General features: G+C 31.1%; 11 protein-coding genes. All 11 read right to left on the minus strand.

Features of this window, described 5'->3' with window-relative positions:
* Positions 1–69: 69 nt before the first annotated feature.
* Positions 70–1,266: a tRNA modification GTPase gene (locus tag Q0731_RS02820; protein ID WP_299059572.1), complete on the minus strand. Its 1,197-nt coding sequence runs from the start codon at positions 1,264–1,266 to the stop codon at positions 70–72.
* Between the two features lie 139 nt (positions 1,267–1,405).
* Entirely contained in the window at positions 1,406–3,592 is a 2,187-nt protein-coding gene (locus Q0731_RS02825; RefSeq protein WP_299059575.1) for a beta-xylosidase, read from the minus strand.
* Positions 3,593–3,764: 172 nt separating this feature from the next.
* Positions 3,765–4,901, minus strand: a complete 1,137-nt coding sequence (locus tag Q0731_RS02830) for a glycoside hydrolase family 88 protein (protein ID WP_299059578.1) — start codon at positions 4,899–4,901, stop codon at positions 3,765–3,767.
* Positions 4,902–4,907: 6 nt separating this feature from the next.
* Positions 4,908–7,175: a glycoside hydrolase family 3 N-terminal domain-containing protein gene (locus Q0731_RS02835; protein WP_299059581.1), complete on the minus strand. Its 2,268-nt coding sequence runs from the start codon at positions 7,173–7,175 to the stop codon at positions 4,908–4,910.
* Between the two features lie 9 nt (positions 7,176–7,184).
* The gene (locus Q0731_RS02840; protein WP_299059584.1) at positions 7,185–8,546 is read right to left on the minus strand and encodes a family 43 glycosylhydrolase; all 1,362 of its coding nucleotides are present in this window, start codon (positions 8,544–8,546) and stop codon (positions 7,185–7,187) included.
* A 147-nt stretch (positions 8,547–8,693) separates the two neighbouring features.
* Positions 8,694–11,675, minus strand: coding sequence for a sugar-binding domain-containing protein (locus Q0731_RS02845; RefSeq protein WP_299059586.1), 2,982 nt, complete (start codon positions 11,673–11,675; stop codon positions 8,694–8,696).
* Between the two features lie 283 nt (positions 11,676–11,958).
* The gene (locus tag Q0731_RS02850; protein WP_299059588.1) at positions 11,959–13,335 is read right to left on the minus strand and encodes a hypothetical protein; all 1,377 of its coding nucleotides are present in this window, start codon (positions 13,333–13,335) and stop codon (positions 11,959–11,961) included.
* 94 nt (positions 13,336–13,429) lie between these two features.
* Complete coding sequence (locus Q0731_RS02855; protein WP_299059591.1) at positions 13,430–14,401, minus strand: Gfo/Idh/MocA family oxidoreductase; 972 nt, start codon at positions 14,399–14,401, stop codon at positions 13,430–13,432.
* Between the two features lie 370 nt (positions 14,402–14,771).
* Positions 14,772–17,375: a T9SS type A sorting domain-containing protein gene (locus Q0731_RS02860; RefSeq protein ID WP_299059594.1), complete on the minus strand. Its 2,604-nt coding sequence runs from the start codon at positions 17,373–17,375 to the stop codon at positions 14,772–14,774.
* Between the two features lie 168 nt (positions 17,376–17,543).
* Positions 17,544–17,711 carry a hypothetical protein gene (locus Q0731_RS02865; RefSeq protein WP_299059597.1) on the minus strand — a complete coding sequence of 56 codons (168 nt, stop codon included), beginning with the start codon at positions 17,709–17,711 and terminating at the stop codon, positions 17,544–17,546.
* Positions 17,712–17,736: 25 nt separating this feature from the next.
* Positions 17,737–20,169 (minus strand): immunoglobulin-like domain-containing protein, encoded by a 2,433-nt coding sequence (locus tag Q0731_RS02870; RefSeq protein ID WP_299059600.1) that lies wholly within the window; start codon positions 20,167–20,169, stop codon positions 17,737–17,739.
* Positions 20,170–20,367: the final 198 nt, after the last annotated feature.

The raw sequence follows: 20,367 nt of genomic DNA on the forward strand, positions 1-20,367 counted from the left end.
TGCTTTGTGTAAATCTTTTCTTGTGAAGATAGATTTACAAATTATAGTAGCATTTGAAATATTTATGTCTTAAAACAAAGTATAGCCCAACGCTATAGATAAGGACTGGGTTCTGGTATACCATAATTTTTCACCAGAAGAATCACTCAAAATAAAATTTGTACTTGGTAAATGCCTTAATTCTAAACTGAAACGATCTTTATATTTACAACCAATACCTAATGCCACATTTAAGTTATCATGCATTTCTATTGAAATCGAATTGCCTCTCTCTGTTAATTGATTATTAAAATTATTGACATAAATAAATGAAGCATTCGCAAAAAGCTTAACATCTTTTTTCTTTAAATAGATATAATGTCTAAGACCAAAATTAAATTCAATTCTTTTTTGTTTAAAACTTGTAGTTTGCAGATCTGCATTAAACTGATGATAGGTAGGTTCAAAAAGAAATGCCCATTTATTATTATTAAAACCAAAAATAAATTCTGCCTCTAAACCTAATCTAAATGAGGTTAAATTCTTACCAAAATCAATTTCTTGTTCATTTGGATTAATCAAAACAAATGATGAATTTCTTATACCAGGTCTTAATGTTAAATTAAACAAATCTTTCTTTTTATTCTTTTTCTTCTGATAATTAACAAATTCTGATTTGCTACACTCATTATATTTTACAAAGAACTGAACTAAATCTGATTTTCTGTATCTTATTTTTTTAAGACTATTCATAGAAATACTTTCACATTTTAAAGCAATCCATAATTGCCTTCTAAATTCATTATTTATTTTTGCTTGGTTTACATTGCTTAAATAATGTTTAGAAACTAACTGATTAACCTCTGCATTTTTTTTACTAAAAAAATATCTAGTTAAACCTTTATCTTCATAAGAATACAGAATCGCTTTTCCTTCAATAAGTACTTTTAAAAATAATTGTTCTGTATTGAAAATTGGATTTTTATCATAATCTAGTTCTTTAGCTAATTTACCAGATCTTTCTATATCTACAATATGCCTTACATATTTAAATGTGTTTAAAACCCCAAATTCTTTAACATCATCTATGGTTAAAGTTTTTACTTTAGAATTTTCATTGATTCTATATCTAAATTCAGTAGGATTATTTAGCCAATCTACATTTTTTATAAGACAGTTTGTCTTTTCATTTGCGTTGTTAATAAAATAGCCCTTAACAAATGTACTTTGAGAAAAGCTATTTAGGCTAAGAGTTAGTGCAAAAAATAAAGTTAATTGTTTTGTCATTCTTTTTCTTAATTAATTTTTTAATTGTTTTAATTGTTGGATTAAAGTAATAAAAATATTTTTTTTTGAATTGCTATCCTAATAAAAAAACCTCATATCAAAAAAATATGAGGTTTATAATTTGAAGTGAAATAAGTATTTACTTCACACTTAATATGGCTTTTTGCAAGTCTTTTTCTTGTGAAGAAGCTCCAACAGAAATTGTAAAAGTCCCAGGCTCTAATACTTTTTTCATTTGTTGATTTAAGATGTTTAATTCATCAAAACCTAATTGAAAAGTTACTGTTTTTGTTTCTCCAGGGTTTAACGAAATACGTTCAAAACCTTTTAGCATTTTGTTGTAACGCCCAACAGAAGCATAATCATCTCTTACATACATTTGTACTACTTCATCTCCTGCTCTATCTCCTGTATTTGTTACCTCTACAGAAATAGTTGTACTTCCATCAACAGAAATAGTAGCATTTTTAAATTTCGGAGTTCCATATTTAAATGTTGTATAACTCAAACCAAATCCAAAAGGAAATAAAGGCGATTTGTCTGCATCTTTAAATTGCCCTTTTCCTGATCCAATAAAATCTGGACGCTGTAAATAGGTTACAGGAACTTGCCCAACAGATCTTGGAAAAGAGACTGTTAATTTACCTCCAGGATTTACATCACCAAAAATAGCATCTGCAATAGCATCTCCAGAACGCATACCTAAATACCACGTTTCTAAAATTGATGGAATATTTTCTGCAACATAATTAATAGACAAAGGTCTACCATTTATTAAAACAGCCACCACAGGTTTACCAGTTTCATGAATTGCTTTTACCAATTCTTTCTGTACACCATATAAATCTAAATCTGCTCTATCTACGCCTTCTCCACCAGTTTTTCTAGAACCTCCAATTACTAAAACAACTGCATCAGATTTTTTTGCTGCTGCAATTGCTGCTGGAAATCCTTTTTTAGAATTGCTTAATAAATCGCAACCTTTTGCATAATTAATTTTTACATTATCTCCTACTTTGGCTTTTATTCCGTCTAAAGCCGAAACATAAAATGGAGGCAAACCAGAATAACCACCTAATAAAGAATACGTTCCTTTTTTAGGTCTTTCTTCATGCGCATTTGGTCCAATTACTGCTAAAGATTTAATTTTTGATAAATCTAAAGGCAATACATTGTTATCATTCTTTAATAAAATGATTGCTTTTTTCGCCATTTCATAAGAAAAATCTTGATGTTCTTTTCTACCAGCATTTACCGTTTTTGTATCTATTTCTTTTGGTTCAGAATCGAATAATCCCAATTGATATTTTGCAGTTAAAATACGAGAAGTTGCTATATCTATATACTTTTCCAATTTAGGATTCTTTGTGATGGTATCTTTCAATACTTTGGAAGTATATGCTGCTAATTTTTCATTTTTACCAATCACTAAATCCATATCAACACCAGCTTTTAATCCTAAAATAGCAGATTCTGTTCTAGTTTCAGCAATAAAATGCATAGTTCCTAATCTAGCAACATCGTTATTATCAGAAACAATTAAGCCGTCAAAACCTAGTTCGTCTCTTAAAATATCTTTTAGCAACCAAGTATTCATGTGGTTTGGAACTCCATTATAATCTTGATGACCTGGCATCAAAGAACCTATTTTTGCCTCTTTTATAGCAGCCTCAAAAGGTGGTAAATACACTTCTCTTAATCTACGTTCAGACATATCACTAAAACCACCGTTAATTCCACGTCTATTTTCTGGATATCCAATAAAATGCTTCGCAGTTGCCATTACATGATTTTCATCAAATCGCTCATCACCCATACCTTGCAAACCTTGAATAAATGCAACACCCATTCTAGACACCAAATAAGGATCTTCTCCATAAGATTCTTCTACTCTACCATATCTTGGATCACCAGAAATTACGTCTAAATTAGGAGAATACGTATGTGTAACCCCTAAAGTTCTTGCTTCTTTTGCTGTTTGTGAAGCCATTTTTTTAACTAACTCTGGTTGCCAAGTAGAAGCAGCTGCAATAGCTTGAGGGTATACAGTTGTATTACCATAATAATCCAGCACAAGCCAAACACCATGTAATGCTTCTGCATACTTCATGTATGGAATCCCTAATCTATCATTTGCAGGAGCATCTTGCGTCATTTCTGCAATTTTTTCTTCTAAGGTCATTTTACCAATTAAGTCTTGAACTTTATTGGCAATTTCTTTGTCTTTTTCACTCTTTTCAGAAGATGTTTTTTCTGATGTGCATGCAAAAAATAGACTCAATAAAACAGCTAAAAAAACTATTTTTCCTTCTATTGTATTTTTCATATTTATTCTTGTTGATTAATTTGTAAATCTGTAATTATTAAAAAAATCTATATTTTATAAAATTACTTTTTTGTTACATCAGTGCCATCCTGTTTTGTCCTGATGAAATTTATTTAGCAAAAAAATCGAGAACTTAGTCCTCGATTTTAAATTCTTTTAATTAACCAAAGTATTATTTCAATTTTAAAACTTCACTTCCTGCCATTAAAAATGCTCCAGTACCAAAATTCTGCCAGCTATCTGCAGATGCTGGTTCTGGTGATGCTCCAATGTTTTGTACCCAACCTACTCTACCATCTTCATGTTGACAAGCTGCTAAAGCATTCCAAGCTTTTTTTATAGCCTGTGTGTGTTTTTTATCTATTAAACCATTATTTATACCCCAAGCTATAGCAAATGTATGGAAACCACTACCACTTACTTCTCCATGATTGTATGACTCTGGACTTAACAAACTTGTTCTCCATAAACCATCTTCAGACTGAATTGACAATAATTTTGCAGCCATTTCTTTGTATAAATTTACATAAAAATCTCTATGCTCGTAGTCTTTTGGCATATCATCTAATAGTAACGCTAAACCACCAATTACCCAACCATTTCCTCTAGACCAAAATATTTTTTTCCCATTTGGTTCTTTGTTATCTTTATCTGTTCCTTGCCAAACAAAACGCATATCTCTTGCAAACAAATTTTCTTCTTTGTCATATAATCTATTATACGTTTCCATATAATATTTGTGCATCGTATCTAAATACTTTGGTTGTTTTGATTGTTTCGCATATAAATTAATTACAGGAGGAGCCATAAATAAAGCGTCACACCACCACCATAAAATACTTTTTCCTTCATGACCTGGATTCTTTCCAGATTTCCAGTTATTATCTTCATATAAATGTTCATCTAAGAATTTTTTTGTTGGTTCTAAATCAGCAAAATTTCTTCTTTTTTCATTCATTGCCACATATAAATAACTGTAAGAAATAGCTACATCATCTGCATGATATATTCTTTTATACGTTTGCCAATTATTCCAAACTGCTTGATTTTTTAAAGCAGCCATATACATCATGTTTTTGGTTGTTTTATGAGCTCTGGCTACACCTGTGTAATAAGCACCTGCTGTCCAATCTGTAGGGTGTATTGCAAAAATAGGATGTGCTTCTTGCCATTCTAAAGCTTTAATCATAGATTTTTCAATGGCAGTATTATCCAAATCAGATGATTTTTGAGCCACTGTATTTTGAGAAACAGAACAGCTAAAAAGTGTTAATACAGCTGCTAATAAGGTTAAAAGTGATTTTTTCATTGCTAATTATTTTTTTAATTTGAATGTTGTTTCTAAATATTGGTTAGATGAAGTTCCTATTTTAACAGTATAATCTCCAGCTTCTAAAACTTTTTTCATTGAAATACCTGTGAATTCTAACATTTTTGGAGTAATAGTAAAAGATACTGTTTTACTTTCTCCTGCAGCTAATTCAATTTTATCAAAACCTTTTAATTCTTTGTCTGGTCTTGTTACAGAACCAATTTCATCTTTAAGATAAAATTGTACAACCTCTTTTGCTTTTACGTTTCCTTTATTGGTAACAGTAACACTTGCAGTAATTTCTGAATCTGGAGTAATCTCTGAACTAGAAACTTTAATATCTGAATATTCAAAATCCCCATAACTTAATCCATGTCCAAAAGGATATAAAGGTCCTTTTTCTAAGAATAAGTATTCTTTTTTATAGTTGATTTCTTTCATACTATAATGATAAGGCAATTGCCCAATTGATCTAGGAATCGTTACTGGAGATTTTCCTGAAGGAGAAACATCACCAAAAATAATTTTAGCAGTTGAATGATCCCCAAATTCACTTAAATCCCAAGTATCTAAAATGGCATCAGCATTTTTAGCGATGGCATTAATAGATAAAGTTCTTCTGTGTTTTAAAACTACAATTACTTTTTTACCTAAAGCCGTAATTTTTTCTACCAACTCGTCTTGAGGCCCAACAGGATCTATAGTAGCTCTATCTCCTAAAGTACTATTGCTAAAATAAGCTTCTTTAGCAGTAAATTTATCGCCTCCTAAAAATAACACAACTACATCAGAACTTCTAGCAATGTTTACCAAATTCGCAATTGCTTTTGGATCTCTTTCTAATAATTCTGGAGCTCCTCCTCTTTCATTTGTTAAGTTGAACCCTTTTTCTGCAACAAATTTAACTTTGCTATCTCCAATTGCAGCTTCAAACATTTCTTGAGTGTTCTCTTTTAATAAAGGTCCTAAAAGTGCTACTCTTGTTGATTTATTTTTATTTAAAGGCAACGTGTTTTCTTCATTCTTTAATAAAATAATTGATTCTAAATCAGATTCTTTTGCCAATTCTAAAGAACTTGCTGCACGAACCCCTTTTTTAGTTTCTTCTAAATCGATGTAAGGATTGTCAAACAATCCTAAAATGAATTTTGTTCTTAATACATTTCTTACGGATCTGTCTATTAATTTCATCAATTCAGGATTTTTTTCTACCATTTTTGGTAAATAAGAATATGAATCTTCTGCGTATAAATCGATATCTATTCCTGCTTCTAAGCCCATTTGTGCAGCAGCTTCTGGCGATTCTGCAACCCCCATAAAGTAGTACAAACGTGCAATATCATTAGAATCTGAAACTACATAGCCATCAAAACCCCAATCGTCTCTTAAAACGCCAGTTAATAATTCTGGATTTCCATGAGAAGCAACTCCATTTAAATCTCCATGAGAAGCCATAATACCTAATGTTCTTGCTTCTTTTACAGCCGCTTCAAAAGGTGGATAAATTTCATCAATCAATGTTCTTTCTGATATTTCTATAGCTGCAAAATTAGAACCACCTAACACTTGTCCATACCCTGCAAAGTGTTTTGCAACAGCACCAATATGCGTACCTGCACCTAAACCTTCATAATTTCCTTGTACACCAATAATAGCATTTTTAACCATTTGAGTTGTTAAATAGGTGTCTTCTCCAAAGGCTTCACTCATTCTTCCAAAACGTGGATCTCTAACAATATCCGCTTCTGGTGAATGGCACATGTGCATACCTCTTAAACGTGCTTCTCTACCCACAACATCCCATTGTCTTTGTACCAATTCTGGATTAAAAGATGCTGCAGATGTCATTGGTCTACCAAACAACGTACAACCATCTGCATCTACACCATTATAAGATTCTGTAACAAATAAAGCAGGAATGCCCCATCTGTTATTTTCTATAATGTATTTTTGCAACTCATTATTCATTTTTGCAGCAGCCACAGGATCTATATGTTCTCCTGGATTTTTAATACCTGCAATACCTAATTTTAGTTTTTTAATAACTCTTTTAGATAACTTTAAATTTCCATTTTCGTCTGGCTTTGTACCAATATTGGCATGAAAAATTCGCATTTGTGCTACTTTTTCTTCTGTAGACATTAATGGTAATAAAGCATCTACTCTTTCATCTATAGATAAAGAAGCGTCTTTGTAATCTTTTTTAGATGCCGTTTCTCCACAAGCATAAAAAAGTGTAATTGATAAACTTAAAATTAGTAATTTTTTCATTGGTTGTTTTTATTTTGAAAATGAAAATGAATCGATTTGTAATTGATTATTGGTTAATTGTTCTATTAGAATATAAATATTTTCTTTGTTTTGTAAAGTTTCCAAATTTAGGATAATTTCTATCGATTTTTCTAAATTTGTTGTTAATTCAAAAGTCTTATTCGCTATCACTTCTCCATCTAATGCGTCTTTAACCACGTTAATTAAAAATTTACCACCGTTTTTGGCTTTTACATTTAAAATCAATCTAGATTTTTTGTCTAAAGCTTTAATATTGGTAAAGTTTACATAACTTTTATGGGCATTTGTTTGAATCGCAAAACCATTTTCTATTTCTATTTTAGAAATGCCTTCTGCTTTAAAATAATCTTCTGCTTCAATTTTATAATTTGCATTGTAATTTGCCACTCCAACTCCATCTACTCTTATAGTGGCCATTTCTCCATTTTCTTTGTAATGCACATAACTTATAAAAGTATCTCTAAAATATCTATTTCCTGTTTGGCTAATATCACAATAGGTATAGTACCATTGATTATTCCACTCAAAAAAAGAACCATGTCTGCCTTGTAAAAAACCATTTGGCCATGTAGGAGCATCATACCCTTTTGCAAAACTTTCTTGTTTTATAACGGAATCTTTATAATCGTAAGGTCCATATAAATTGTCTGCCATTGCATAAAAACAACCCCAAGACAAATAGTATTTTCCATTGTATTTATGCACAAAAGGCTTATCATCCGTAGGTTTTTCTAGGTTTTTTCCATCAGAATTATAAGGCCCTCTAGGATTATTAATAATGAGTTTTCTAGGTTTTTCAGCTAAACTAATCATATCATAATTTAGTTTTGCAATGTAATAATCCCAAACTCCAAAAATGATATAATGTTCGCCATTTTCTTCAAAAATAGCCATATCATACTCATCTGTTGGCGTTAATTCTGATGTTAATAAAGGTTTCTTTAAAACATCTTTCCAAGGGCCAACAGGAGAATCTCCAACAACAACACCTGTTTGTTGATTGCCTTCAGAGAAATACCAATAATATTTTCCGTTTCTATAGGCAACATCTGTAGCCCAACATCTCGTAAAATTTTTATCGTTTATATAGGTGTCTTCTGGTTTTAAAATACTTTCTTTTTTCCAATTGATTAAATCTGGAGAAGACCAAATCCACCAATCTTCCATAATAAATTTCTTATTATTTGCAGACTTATCATGCGAAGCATAAATATACGCAGTATCATTAAAAATATGAATATGAGGATCGTTTAAACCAACATTAGGTACAATTGGATTTTGTGCAAAAACAGATGAGCAACAAAATAATGATATAAAAATTAGTATTTTAAAAATTGTTGCATGGTTCATAAATACGCTATCTCTCTATATTTTATGGGTATAAATTGAATTAATAAAAGTATGCTTACTACTAAAAAAAAGTATCCTGTACTATAATGGTTTTATAATACAGGATTTTAAATTTTTATTCTTTTTCAAAATACTTAAAACATACTTTTATTTTTTAATTTTTTTTCCAATTACAGTGTACATTCTGCAATCTTTTGGCACTCCATTATCACTATTACCAGCCATAATAATACTTTCTCCTTTTTTAGCCGTTCTTTTAAAAACAGACATTGTTACATTACCAACTTTTACGTTATCTCCATTATCTTTAAAATCTTCTAATAAAAAAGCAGGTCTTTCTACACGATCATCATGCAGTACATAAATATACATGTCTTTTCCTGCTATAAATTGCAGTTGGTCTCTTGCCCAATATTTTTTATCTGAATTTGGGGTTCTAATATATTCTCCAAATCTTAAATACCCAGGAATTACTGTGTAATTTTGATCTACATCTGTGTATGCTTTTTTACCCCAATTCATGGTAGTTCTTAACATTGCTTTCGCATCTCCTGTGTAACTAAAATTGGTAAACAACTCACTTCTATTTTGAATACCAGGAACATAAGGTGGCATTTCTGGAATATGAACTGGTGTTGGTTCTTCTGCAATAACACCATCATAATACATTTGTGGAAGTTCTTTTGTTAACCCATCTGTAATCTTAATTGGTAATGAAGTTAAAGTAATACTTGCAGACTTTAAACCTTTTCTAGATGCTGTAATGGTTACTTCTCCTGCTTCTAATAAAGAACGGATGGCAACTCTATTAATACCCACTTCTGTGTCTAAATATAAATTATTTGTAGAATTTTCTTTTCCACTATTATATCCACCTCTCCAAACACCTGGTCCAGAAATTGTAAAATCTACACGATCTGCATCTAAAGGACATCTCTCTCCATTTTCATCAACCACTTCAAAATCTACCAAAGCAATATCAGAGCCATCTGCCAACCATCCTTTTGCACCAGTTATTGATGTTAATTTAATAGCAACAGGTGCTCCAACCGTCTTTTTTGTTTGAGAAACCACTAATTTATCATCTAAATAACCTTCTACTTTAATTTCTCCTTTTTTCCATGCTATCTTTGGAAATTTAAATACATAACCATTTTCTGGTTTTTTATTTGTGTCTAATAATTCGCCATTTATATATAATTTTACGGCAGCACAATTAGAAACTACATACATATCTTTTGTAATGCCTTCTTTGTAGTTCCAATGCCCAACAACGTGAATTTGTGCTTCTGGTCTCCACATTGCTTTTACTGTGTAAAATGCTTCTTTTGGCAAACGTACAGCATCTACTTCTCCACTTGCTCTTGTAACTTCTGTAGGGTTTCTTCCTCCATGAGTACCATCTGAAAATACCCAATTTGCACCCCCCACATGAAATGGTTTTCTGCCCATTTTTGTCCACCAATGGCTTACTTGACCTACTGCAAATTCTTCTGAATTTAAAGTATATGTGTTTCTATCTATATTAGGATGAGTATAAAAATTATCATCTGGAGAAAATTTATCCCAAATACGTCTTGGAGCTTCATCTCTCATGTATTCGCTTTCTATAATTGGTAAACTTGCAAATTCTCTTTCCCAACCTTCTGTACCAATTTCTATGGTTACATATTTTTCAGATTCTACTTTAGTATCTGATCTTCTGTTTCCCATCAACCTTTTTCCATTAGGATCGTAAGTATTTATAATGTCTAATATTTCTTTATAATGTGCTTCTGTTTCTGCCCAATTACCACCTTCCCAAATAAAAATTGAGGGATGATTTCTGTAATATACAATCATATCTTTAAAAGCTTTGATACGAATATCCCAAACCTCTCCTTCATCTTGAGATTCTCCTGAAACCCCTGGCATTAAGGTTACAAAACCATATTTATCACCAAAAGCGATTTCTGCTGGTGAAGCTGCACAATGTCCCCATCTTATAAAATTACCTCCAGCTTCATCCATTAATTGGAATGTATATTCTCTTAACCAATCTGGTAAAGCTGCACCTAAACCTGCCCAAGCATTGGTTGGTTTTTGTCCCCAACCATGTAATTTCGCATGTTCTCCATTATTATGAAAACCTGAATCTTTATTAAAATCGAAACTTCGAATTCCTAAAGGTGTTTCACATCTATCTAAAATGGCATCTCCTTCTTTTAAAAAGGTTAATACCTTATACATATAAGGATTACGTGTGTACCATCTATTTGGATTTTTAACACTAGCAGTTGTGGAAAAGGTATATTTTTCACCAGCTTTTAATTCTTTATTTGCGGTTGAACTTGCCACTACTTTTCCCTCTCTATCAACTATTTGGGTTAAATAGGTTACATTTTTTGCTGCATTATAATCATTTTGAACTTCTGCAGTTGTAGTTACATCTGCATTTTCTGCTGTTATATTTTCTGCATACACATACGTACCAACTGTTTCTAAATTATCGTATAATGGAAGTGTAACGTGCAGAGGATCCATCGTATGTAAAAAAACATTTCTATAAATACCTCCATGTGTTGGATGCCAATGTTCGTGATTCCAAACTAAGGGATCATTATCTCTAAAGTTATCACTATTTCTATCGTTATTTACTTTTACAGCAATAATATTTTCTTCTGAACCAAAATTTAAATGTTTGCTTATATCATATCCAAAAGGAATAAAACCTGTTTTATTTTGACCTAAATATGTACCATTAATATACACATCTGCAATTTGACGCACAGATTCAAACTCTATAAATACCTTTTTCCCTGATTCTTCTTTTGGTAGTTTAAAGTGTTTTCTGTACCAAACTGTACCTCTCCATTGATTTTTTTCGCCTTTATGACCACCCAAACTCATATCATCAAAAGTATCTACGTCGTTAAAAGTATGTGGTGTACTTACAGTACTCCAATCTGAATCATCAAAATCTATATCTTTAGCATTTTTTGGATTTTCTTTAATGAATTTCCAATCTGGGTTAAAGTTGTATTTGGTCCTGTTTCCTTCAGTTTTAATAGCTAATTCTACTTGTTTTTGGCAAGAATTAAAAATACTAGTAAAAACAATTAAGAAAAGAGTTTTATAAATTTTGTCCATAATATTTTATTAAATAATCTATAACAATAATAAAATCGTTCTAAGTTTACGCGAAAATAAAAGCAAATATTGGAATTTATATCCTGTAGTGTACTGAAGAAATTATATTAAGGGTTATAACAAAAATAGATGTAAATTTCACCATTTTGTGTAATGGTTTATAACTTACGGTAAAAACATTTCAAAGTAAATAATTGTTAAAAAATTAAGCCTAATTTTATTGAATTTCTCTACTTAATGTGAGTAAGATATTCAAATTTATTTTTTTTGAATATTCTTTATTTTATTTAGAAAAAAAATCTTTAGCGTCTCTTAAACTAAATGTATCTGAATTGTAAAAAACTAAGTAATCTACACTAAAACGTTTCGATCTTCCTGCTAAAGTAAATGTATACGTTTCTCCATTTTTTAATTGATACATTAAATTGTGAAAAACGTGTCTTCCTTTTTCTGCTCTTAATGCCCAATTCCATTCCAATTCTGGAGTTTTTGTACTTCCTTCTTGAAAATATTTAATATAATTTTCTAAATCGTTTTTAGTAAGATTTGTTGCCGATTTAAAATTACCTGCCATTTTTACAAAAGCGTCATTACACCAATCTCCTCTATCGCCCTCTAAACGTTTGCTGCTCATAATTAATAACCTAAAAACCCCATCTTTTGGTGCAATAAACTTGTATTCTAAAGGCGAATTTGGTTCGCCAAAATCAGGTTTATTTCCATTAAACTCTAGGTAAGAAAAACCTGATGCATTTTTAACGTAATTATCATCTCCAAATTGAACCAAATTCCAATTTTGTAAATTAGATTTTGTGTTTTCTGCTTCTATAAATATATAATCTTTAGTAGTGAGTTTAATTTCTGAAGTTGGTAAATTATTCTCAATGGGTTTGTTTGTAAAAAGTGCTTTTACTTCTTTCCAACCTGCTTTGTCATTTCCACCATTTGGACCTCCTGTAATTAACCAATAGGTCATGCCAGCATCAGAAATATCAAAATGTTTTTCTGTGTTCGATTTCCAATGTTCTAATTTATCAACTTGAAATGTATCATCTATATTATACAACCATTGCCAATTTGGATTATCACTTTCTTTAAGCCAGAACCAATTTTGTATGTGTGATTGAAAATCGTCTTCTCCATTCGATTTATTTTGGTCTATAATATCATGATAAACAACTGTTGGGAAATCTTTTTTCATGTCAGCCCAAGTCATTTTAGTTTCTTCATGACTGTGTTCTTCGTTCCATTTACTATGAGAAATAGCATGTATAAACTGTCTTTTATTTTCTGGTGTGGCTTTTATTAAGTTATAAGCAGTGTGCATTGGCCCTGCACAAATAAACCAAAGTGGATTATTTTTACTACTTTTTTTAGCTTCTTTTACAAAGTTTAAAATAGCCGATTCTTGTTCTGTTTGATTATCAAAAACCTTAGTAACATCCAATCCAAAACGTTTGGCACCTCCTTTGGCAGCATCGTCCATAATTAGCTCCCAACTTTTTCTAGATTTGCCAATATGGTTGTTATAGTCATAATGCACAAAACGTTTTTCTAAACCTGCATACTTTATAAGTGCTAAAGAAAAAGCTGTGGCTCCCCAATCGTCAGAATCGTGTAAATTACCATCAGAAGTAAAAGCAATACGTCCTTTTGGCATTTTTATTTTGATTGTATTTTGAGAACTTAAAAATTCTGATGTAAAAATCAGTAAAACAAAAGTGAGTTTATATATTTTATTATAAATCTTCATCCTAATCTATACCACAAAAAACATCCATAATTTTAGTTACAATTACTGCTTCATTAACAGTACAAGGGTTTTCATTATTACCTAAAAAATAACCTACTGTTTTTTCAATCATTGCTTGTTGCACATGTTTTGGATTTGAAAACTGGTAAGTTTTAACACTTTCATCAACTTTAACAATTACTTTCTCTCCATAAAATGAAAACGAAATACTTCCTTTTTCTCCGATAATTGTACAATTATCTGCATCCTCAGCTGCATTGAAATCCCAACTTCCGTTAAATTGAACTCCATTTTTAAATTGGATTTCACCTTTTACAACCTCATTTGATACTTTATTTTTTTCTAAATCAATACTTTTTATTGATGCTATATCACCAAAGTAATAATACATTAAATCTAATTGATGAGGAGCTATATCATGAAAATATCCACCTCCAGAAATTGCAGGATCTATTCTCCAATTCACATCGGTTTTAGCAATTATATTTGCTTTTTTTGATTGTGCAATAGTAATTTTAGCCGAAGTAACTTTACCAATAGTATTTAGAAGTAACAATTCTTTTACCTTAAAAAACACAGGTAAACTTCTACGATAATGTGCAATTGTTACTTTATTATTACCTTTAACAACTGCTTCAGAAAGCACTTTAGCTTCTTTACTATTCAATACCATAGGTTTTTCTAAATACACATCTTTGCCTGCTTTTAAAGCTTGAAGTGCATATTCTAAATGAGATGAAGGAGGTGTTGCAATATAAATTGCATTTACATTTTTATCATTTATTAGTTCTGATACATTTGTAGTCCAATTTGCAACTTTATGTCTTTTTGCAAAATCTTTTACCTTCTCTTCATTTCTTCTCATCACATTAATTAAAGAAGAATTTTCTACTTTGTAAAAAGCAGGCCCACTCTTAATTTCAGCTACATCTCCACAGCCAATAATTCCCCAATTAATATTTTTTTTACTCATTTCTTACTTTCGTTTTTTAGCAATTACTCGATACATTTTATCATCTTCTAGTTCTCTCTAAAACTATTATTGTCAATAAATATGGTTTGCTAATCTAAAAATATTTGGTAAAATTTGTGTCCTGTACTATACTGAATATCATATTTTATTTTTAATTAAAAAAGACACGTATTTCGCTGTTTCTTTTTTATCAAAAGGATTCTATTTTTTTTTAAATTTCACAAATAATCAACAAAAAAATAGAAACTTACCTTATACAATATTGTTTAAAACAAAAAAGCCTCAACTTACAAATAAGTTGAGGCTTTAAATTTACTTAAACCTTGTTTAAGTAGCAGATAGCGTGCATATCTTTATCTGTTCTTACTAATTATTCTAAAATAATTTTCTTTTTTAAATAACCTGCTACAGTTTCTAAATGAACAACATAAACACCTTTTGCTAATCTAGGTAAAGAAAGTGTTTTAACACCATTTGCAATAAAGTTAGAACTCATTACTTGTTTTCCAAGAATATTAAATAACTTAACACTTGTTTTCCCTTCTTTTAAACCAGCTATTCTTAAAATATTATTTGCTTTATAAATACGAACACTATTTAAGAATGCTGAATCTATATTTAATATTGCTGCTGTTTTTGTGTGTATAAAAAAGCGCCCTTCTGTATTTGCTTCTGTAATTGTTACTTTATACTCAGCATTTGGTTTATCTAATCTAGTAAAGGTACTGTTTAATCTATCTTCTAAATATACTTTGTAGCCTTCTGGTACATTTAAAGCAGCTGTAGTAAATGTAATTTCTGAGTTTACTGTTGCTGTAATGCCTATAGGCACAACCAAATCTTGATAATTAGTATTTGGCAAAGATTGTTTTGCTAATTTTTTAGTAGAATTACCTTGTACTAAACCTGAGTAAACTTCTAAAGCAGAACTGTACCCACTAAAGATAGAACTATCATAACCGTTATCAAAATCAGCAGTCATGTTATCAATATATCTAATAGATGTGCTTGCAGTTTTACCAGCAGTTGTTATTGATAAATCTATTTCAAATCTATCATTTGATGACTTTAAAAAAGCACCTGCTTTTGTATGGCTTCTCATTACTTTTGATATACTAAAAGGTTGTGCTGTACCACCTCCAGATTTAGCTTTTACAAAAAAAGCTTGAAGTGGTTGAATACGCAGAGAAGCATCACTTAAGTTATAGGTTTCAAATCCAGCTCCACCAGATTTGGCATTATTCCATATCCAAATTGTTTGTTCATCTAACACATTATTATTTACAGTTAACAAATTATTTGCAGCATCTGCTGCTGTATTTGCATGTAAATACGCAAAATAAGGATTACCTACTAAATTAAAACGATCACCAGCATCTGAAATATCTTCTGAAACATCTGCATATTCTATAACTGGTCTTAATCTTATTTCAGGTCTTGTAGGTGTAGCTGTGTTGTTTACTTTAACGGAGTAACCTGTTTTATCAAATGCGACACCATTTGCATAAGCAGTAGCAGGAAGTGTAGGTACAGCTATATATTCGTATTTAGCTCCTACTGCATTGTTTCCATTGTAAGATCCTATTGAAAAACTACCTCCTTTAGTAACAATATTGTAATTATTAGAGGCCGTTGCAGTTCTTGCAAGTTCATTTTGCCTAGAATTAGTACTTCCAACAGAAATTAAGTGCCAATCATCATTGCTAGGTAATATTTTAGCAACTAAAGCTCTTCTATTATCAGTGGTAGTAGCATCACTTTTTGTGTCTCCATTAATTATTATTGTCCCAACATCTCTATTAAGTGTGGCAGCAGAAGTGTAACTTAATCTAACTCCATCTTGAGATCTATTGGTTATTAAATCTCCATTAATTTGTAAACTAGCTCCTTCTTGTACAGCAATTATTCTAGTACCTTCAGTACCATTAACTGTTAAATCATTGCACTCAGCAGACATCCCAGCTGCAACAGTAACTGTAACATCAGTAATTACAACATCATCTAAACTTGTAGGCACAACTCCATCAACCCAAGTACTTCCCTCATTCCAGTCTCCTGAAGATGCAGAAGTAATGGTTTGCCCTGTTAAAATTACTGGAACATGTACTACTTCTTCTTTTTGATAAGTGGTATTTGCCCACCTAATTTGCGCTCTACCTCCTTTAACTCTGTATGCCCCATATCTAATACCAGATTGTGTACCTCTTTCTGGTTCTGGAATATTAAAATCAAAAGAATCACCTCCAATTACAGCATCTGCATAGTGAATTCTTTTTGATGCATCATTAGGGTCTACTCTAAAACCTACTTCTAATTCTATAGCTGTTTCTGCATCTTTTAATACATTTTTTAGAAAAACAAAATCTCTACCAGTAGCACCTTCGCCTCCTCTTACATTAATTTGTTCTCTATAAATATCAAATGATACCTGTACATTACTATTGACACCAGTGCCATAAACAGGTTTTGCTAAATACAAACAGATAGCAGGATCTGAAGAACCACCTCCTCCAGTATGTTTTCCTTTGGCTTGCATAATATAAGTACCATCATTATTAGTACCTGTAGCATCACCTACTTCTAGTATTCTAACAATTCCAGTAAATTTTGCAAAACTTCCTACTCCAAATTCTTGAGATCTAGATAAAGATCTTTCTATTCTTGGTTGTAAAGTGTTAACTGGATCCCAATGATTAGAGCCATCTGTAATATTATAAACCCCCCAAGTTTTTCCATAAACACTGCTTTCTGAATAATCAGAATAACAACTTCTATCATCTGCTGTTCCTACGTTAACAGATCCTGGTAAATCTACATCTCTTGTAGTATTATCTTCAAATACACCTGAAGATGGGCAAGTAAGATCTGAACTTGTATCTTCATCTGGTGCAGGTGTTACTGCTTGTGCAGTTACAAAAAACGAATAGAGCATAAAGCTCAAAAATAAAACGTTTTTTAAAATATTTTTTTTCATAATTATTACAAATTGAATTCTATAGTGTCTATTATTAATTTGATAAAGTTTTATTAAACTCTAAAAATTAAACTACTTTAAATTTAATGTAAAACTCTGTACCTATTAAAAAAACCAACTTATTTAAAAAATAAGTTGGTTTGGGTAAATTAATAAAGTTGTTTCTAATTAGAATCCAGTTCCTGGAGCTTCAGGACTTGCAGCTTGTGCTTTTTGTGGACTTAATATCATATATGTACCTAATGCAGTTAATGCTGCGTATTTACCGTAATTTCCAATTTTTTTAATTGCTTCTTTACGAGAAATATCTTGTGTATTTTCTATTTGTTTTTTCATAATATTATCTTTATTTAAATTCTCGTTAATTATTCAAAATGATTTTCTTATTTAAACTACCAGCTGCTGTTTCTAACTGAACAACGTAAACACCTTTTGCTAATCTTGGTAAAGAAAGATCTTTAACCCCATTTGCAATAAAGTTTGAACTCATTACTTGTTTTCCAAGAACGTTGTATAGTTTAACAGATGCTTTACCATCTTTTAAACCAGCTATTCTTAAAACATTATTTACTTTATAAATACTAATACTACTTAAAAATGCATCGTCAATACTTAAAGCTGACCTAGTTGAAGTGTGTAAGAAAAAACGCCCCTCTGTGTTTGCATCTGTAATTGTTACTTTATATTCAGCATCAGCTTCATCTAATCTAGTAAAAGTGTTCGTTGATCTATCTTCTAAAAGTACTTCATATCCATCAGGTACATTTAAAGCTTCTGCTGTAAATGTAATTTCTGAGTTTGCAGCAACAGTTACACCTACAGGAACAATCATACTTTCTAAGTTTTCGTTTGGTAAAGATTGAATTGCTAATTTTTTAGCAGAATCACCTTCTACAATACCAGTATATACTTCTAATTCAGAAGCATAACCACCAAACATAGAGCTATCATAACCATTATCAAAAGATGTTGATGTATTATCTATATATCTAATAGATGATGTTCTTTTTAATTCTCCACTTTCTATTGATAAATTAATTTCAAATCTTCTGCTAACACTTTTAGCTGAGGTACTCCCTGCAGCAGTATGTGTTTCCATTGATTTTGTAAACGTAAAATCACCTCCAAGTGCATCAGACTTTACAAAGAAACCTGTTACAGGTGGAATTGTAAAAGCATCATCTGATTGATTTTTTGTAACCCAAGCACCAGTACCAGCATTCCAAAACCATAAAGTAGCTTCTTCTAAAACACCTGTATTAGCAGTTAAAACATTTGTTGCATTTTGGTTGATATTTCCATGAAGATTGGTTAAAAAAGGATTACCTACTAAATTAAAATTATCACTTGTACCTCCATCTGTATCTATTGGAACATTCACAGTTTGTCCATGCGTATAAAATGCTTTGTAACCAAACTCTCCTGTGCTATTCATATTACCAGTTCCACTAACGCTCACTGACATACCAGCACCTAAAGCTACCTCTTCTGTATTTGTTAAAGTTGTTGAAAAATAATCATATTTAAGTAAATCAGCATTACCATTATTATATACACCTATTGAGTATGCAGGTGTTGCATTTGTTCTAAAATCACTATCTGTCATTCTGTTTACTCTTGGTTGTTTAGAAGACATAGATGATAATAAGTACCAATTATCTGTACCACTACTATTAGCTAAAGTTTTTCTAACAAAAAGTCTTTTATCTGATGTTGATGTTGTAGCATCATCAGAATTTAATGTATGAACTGAACCACCAACAGTTAACGTACCCATTGCTGCTGCACTTGTTAAAGATTGTACTTCTAATCCAAAGTCAAATCTACCTAAGAAAACATCTCCAGTAATACTTAACGCACCTCCTGTGGTTACTACTACGTTTGCAGCATCTGTAACTTTTAAAATATTTGCTGCTTGTGCATCTGTAACAGTAACAACAACACCATCTGGCACAAAAACATCATCAGAAGATGTTGGTACAGGGTTTCCACCCCATGTTGCAGTATCGTTCCAATTTCCTGTTTGAGTAGCTGTAGTTGCAGCTGCAACTACATTAACAGTTCTAGTTACTTCAGTTGCAGGAGTTCCTGCATCACTCACATTGTAAGTAACTGTATATGTACCAATTGTATTTACATCTACTGGATTAACTGTAACAATATCTCCTGTAATATCAGTAGTCCCATCACTAGCAAGTGCAGTTGCACTTGCATCTGTATAAGTACTACCTTGAGTAACAATAACAGGAGTACTACCCAATAAAGTAATTGTTGGAGCAGCAGCTGCAGAAGCTACTATAACGTTATCCAAATCTACAGCGGCTGGCTGATTATTTGTTATTGTTATGTAAGTAACACCAGATGGTATTGTAATACTTTCTGTTTGAGTACCATAACTACTTGTTGTAGCACCTGTATCAGAATTCTTAACAAGTGTAAATGAATGTAATAAAGTAGAACTTCCCCCACTCATATCTGTAGAATGAACTTGAAATGTATTACTAGTTGAACTTTTATAATACGTAAATGTAAAATCATAAGTTCCTGCTGCGATGCTTACATGGTTAATTATTGTACCATTTACACCACTGTTTTTTCTAAATTCGTCTATGATATTATTCGAACCTCCGTTTCCAGACCCTAAGACATTTTTTGGAGGAGTACCACCAGTTTGATTATTCGAAATATCACCAGTTTCAACTTCAATAGTACCAGGCAAAGCTGTTTGACTATAAATTGCGGAACCACCTAAAAGCAATGCTACAAATAATAATTTGAGTAAATTTTTTTTCATAATTGTTAAATTTTGATTGATTATTTAAATTTCTATCAATGAATTACCTATTGTAATTTCATAAAAAAAATATTATTAATATACAATAATAAAGCTTTAACTAGGCTTCAGTATCCTGCACTATACTGTTTTTTGGTAAAATAGCATATTTATTAGGTAGAATAGCACACATTTAAAGGTTGTTAGATAGCGCCTTTC

The organism is uncultured Polaribacter sp. (assembly GCF_947497695.1).
Taxonomy (GTDB): Bacteria; Bacteroidota; Bacteroidia; order Flavobacteriales; family Flavobacteriaceae; genus Polaribacter.

Coding starts and splice junctions, on each gene's coding strand:
- Q0731_RS02870 (WP_299059600.1), bottom strand. CDS start 20,169: ATGAAAAAAAATTTACTCAAATTATTATTTGTAGCATTGCTTTTAGGT.
- Q0731_RS02865 (WP_299059597.1), bottom strand. CDS start 17,711: ATGAAAAAACAAATAGAAAATACACAAGATATTTCTCGTAAAGAAGCA.
- Q0731_RS02840 (WP_299059584.1), bottom strand. CDS start 8,546: ATGAACCATGCAACAATTTTTAAAATACTAATTTTTATATCATTATTT.
- Q0731_RS02845 (WP_299059586.1), bottom strand. CDS start 11,675: ATGGACAAAATTTATAAAACTCTTTTCTTAATTGTTTTTACTAGTATT.
- Q0731_RS02835 (WP_299059581.1), bottom strand. CDS start 7,175: ATGAAAAAATTACTAATTTTAAGTTTATCAATTACACTTTTTTATGCT.
- Q0731_RS02825 (WP_299059575.1), bottom strand. CDS start 3,592: ATGAAAAATACAATAGAAGGAAAAATAGTTTTTTTAGCTGTTTTATTG.
- Q0731_RS02860 (WP_299059594.1), bottom strand. CDS start 17,375: ATGAAAAAAAATATTTTAAAAAACGTTTTATTTTTGAGCTTTATGCTC.
- Q0731_RS02855 (WP_299059591.1), bottom strand. CDS start 14,401: ATGAGTAAAAAAAATATTAATTGGGGAATTATTGGCTGTGGAGATGTA.
- Q0731_RS02850 (WP_299059588.1), bottom strand. CDS start 13,335: ATGCCAAAAGGACGTATTGCTTTTACTTCTGATGGTAATTTACACGAT.
- Q0731_RS02830 (WP_299059578.1), bottom strand. CDS start 4,901: ATGAAAAAATCACTTTTAACCTTATTAGCAGCTGTATTAACACTTTTT.
- Q0731_RS02820 (WP_299059572.1), bottom strand. CDS start 1,266: ATGACAAAACAATTAACTTTATTTTTTGCACTAACTCTTAGCCTAAAT.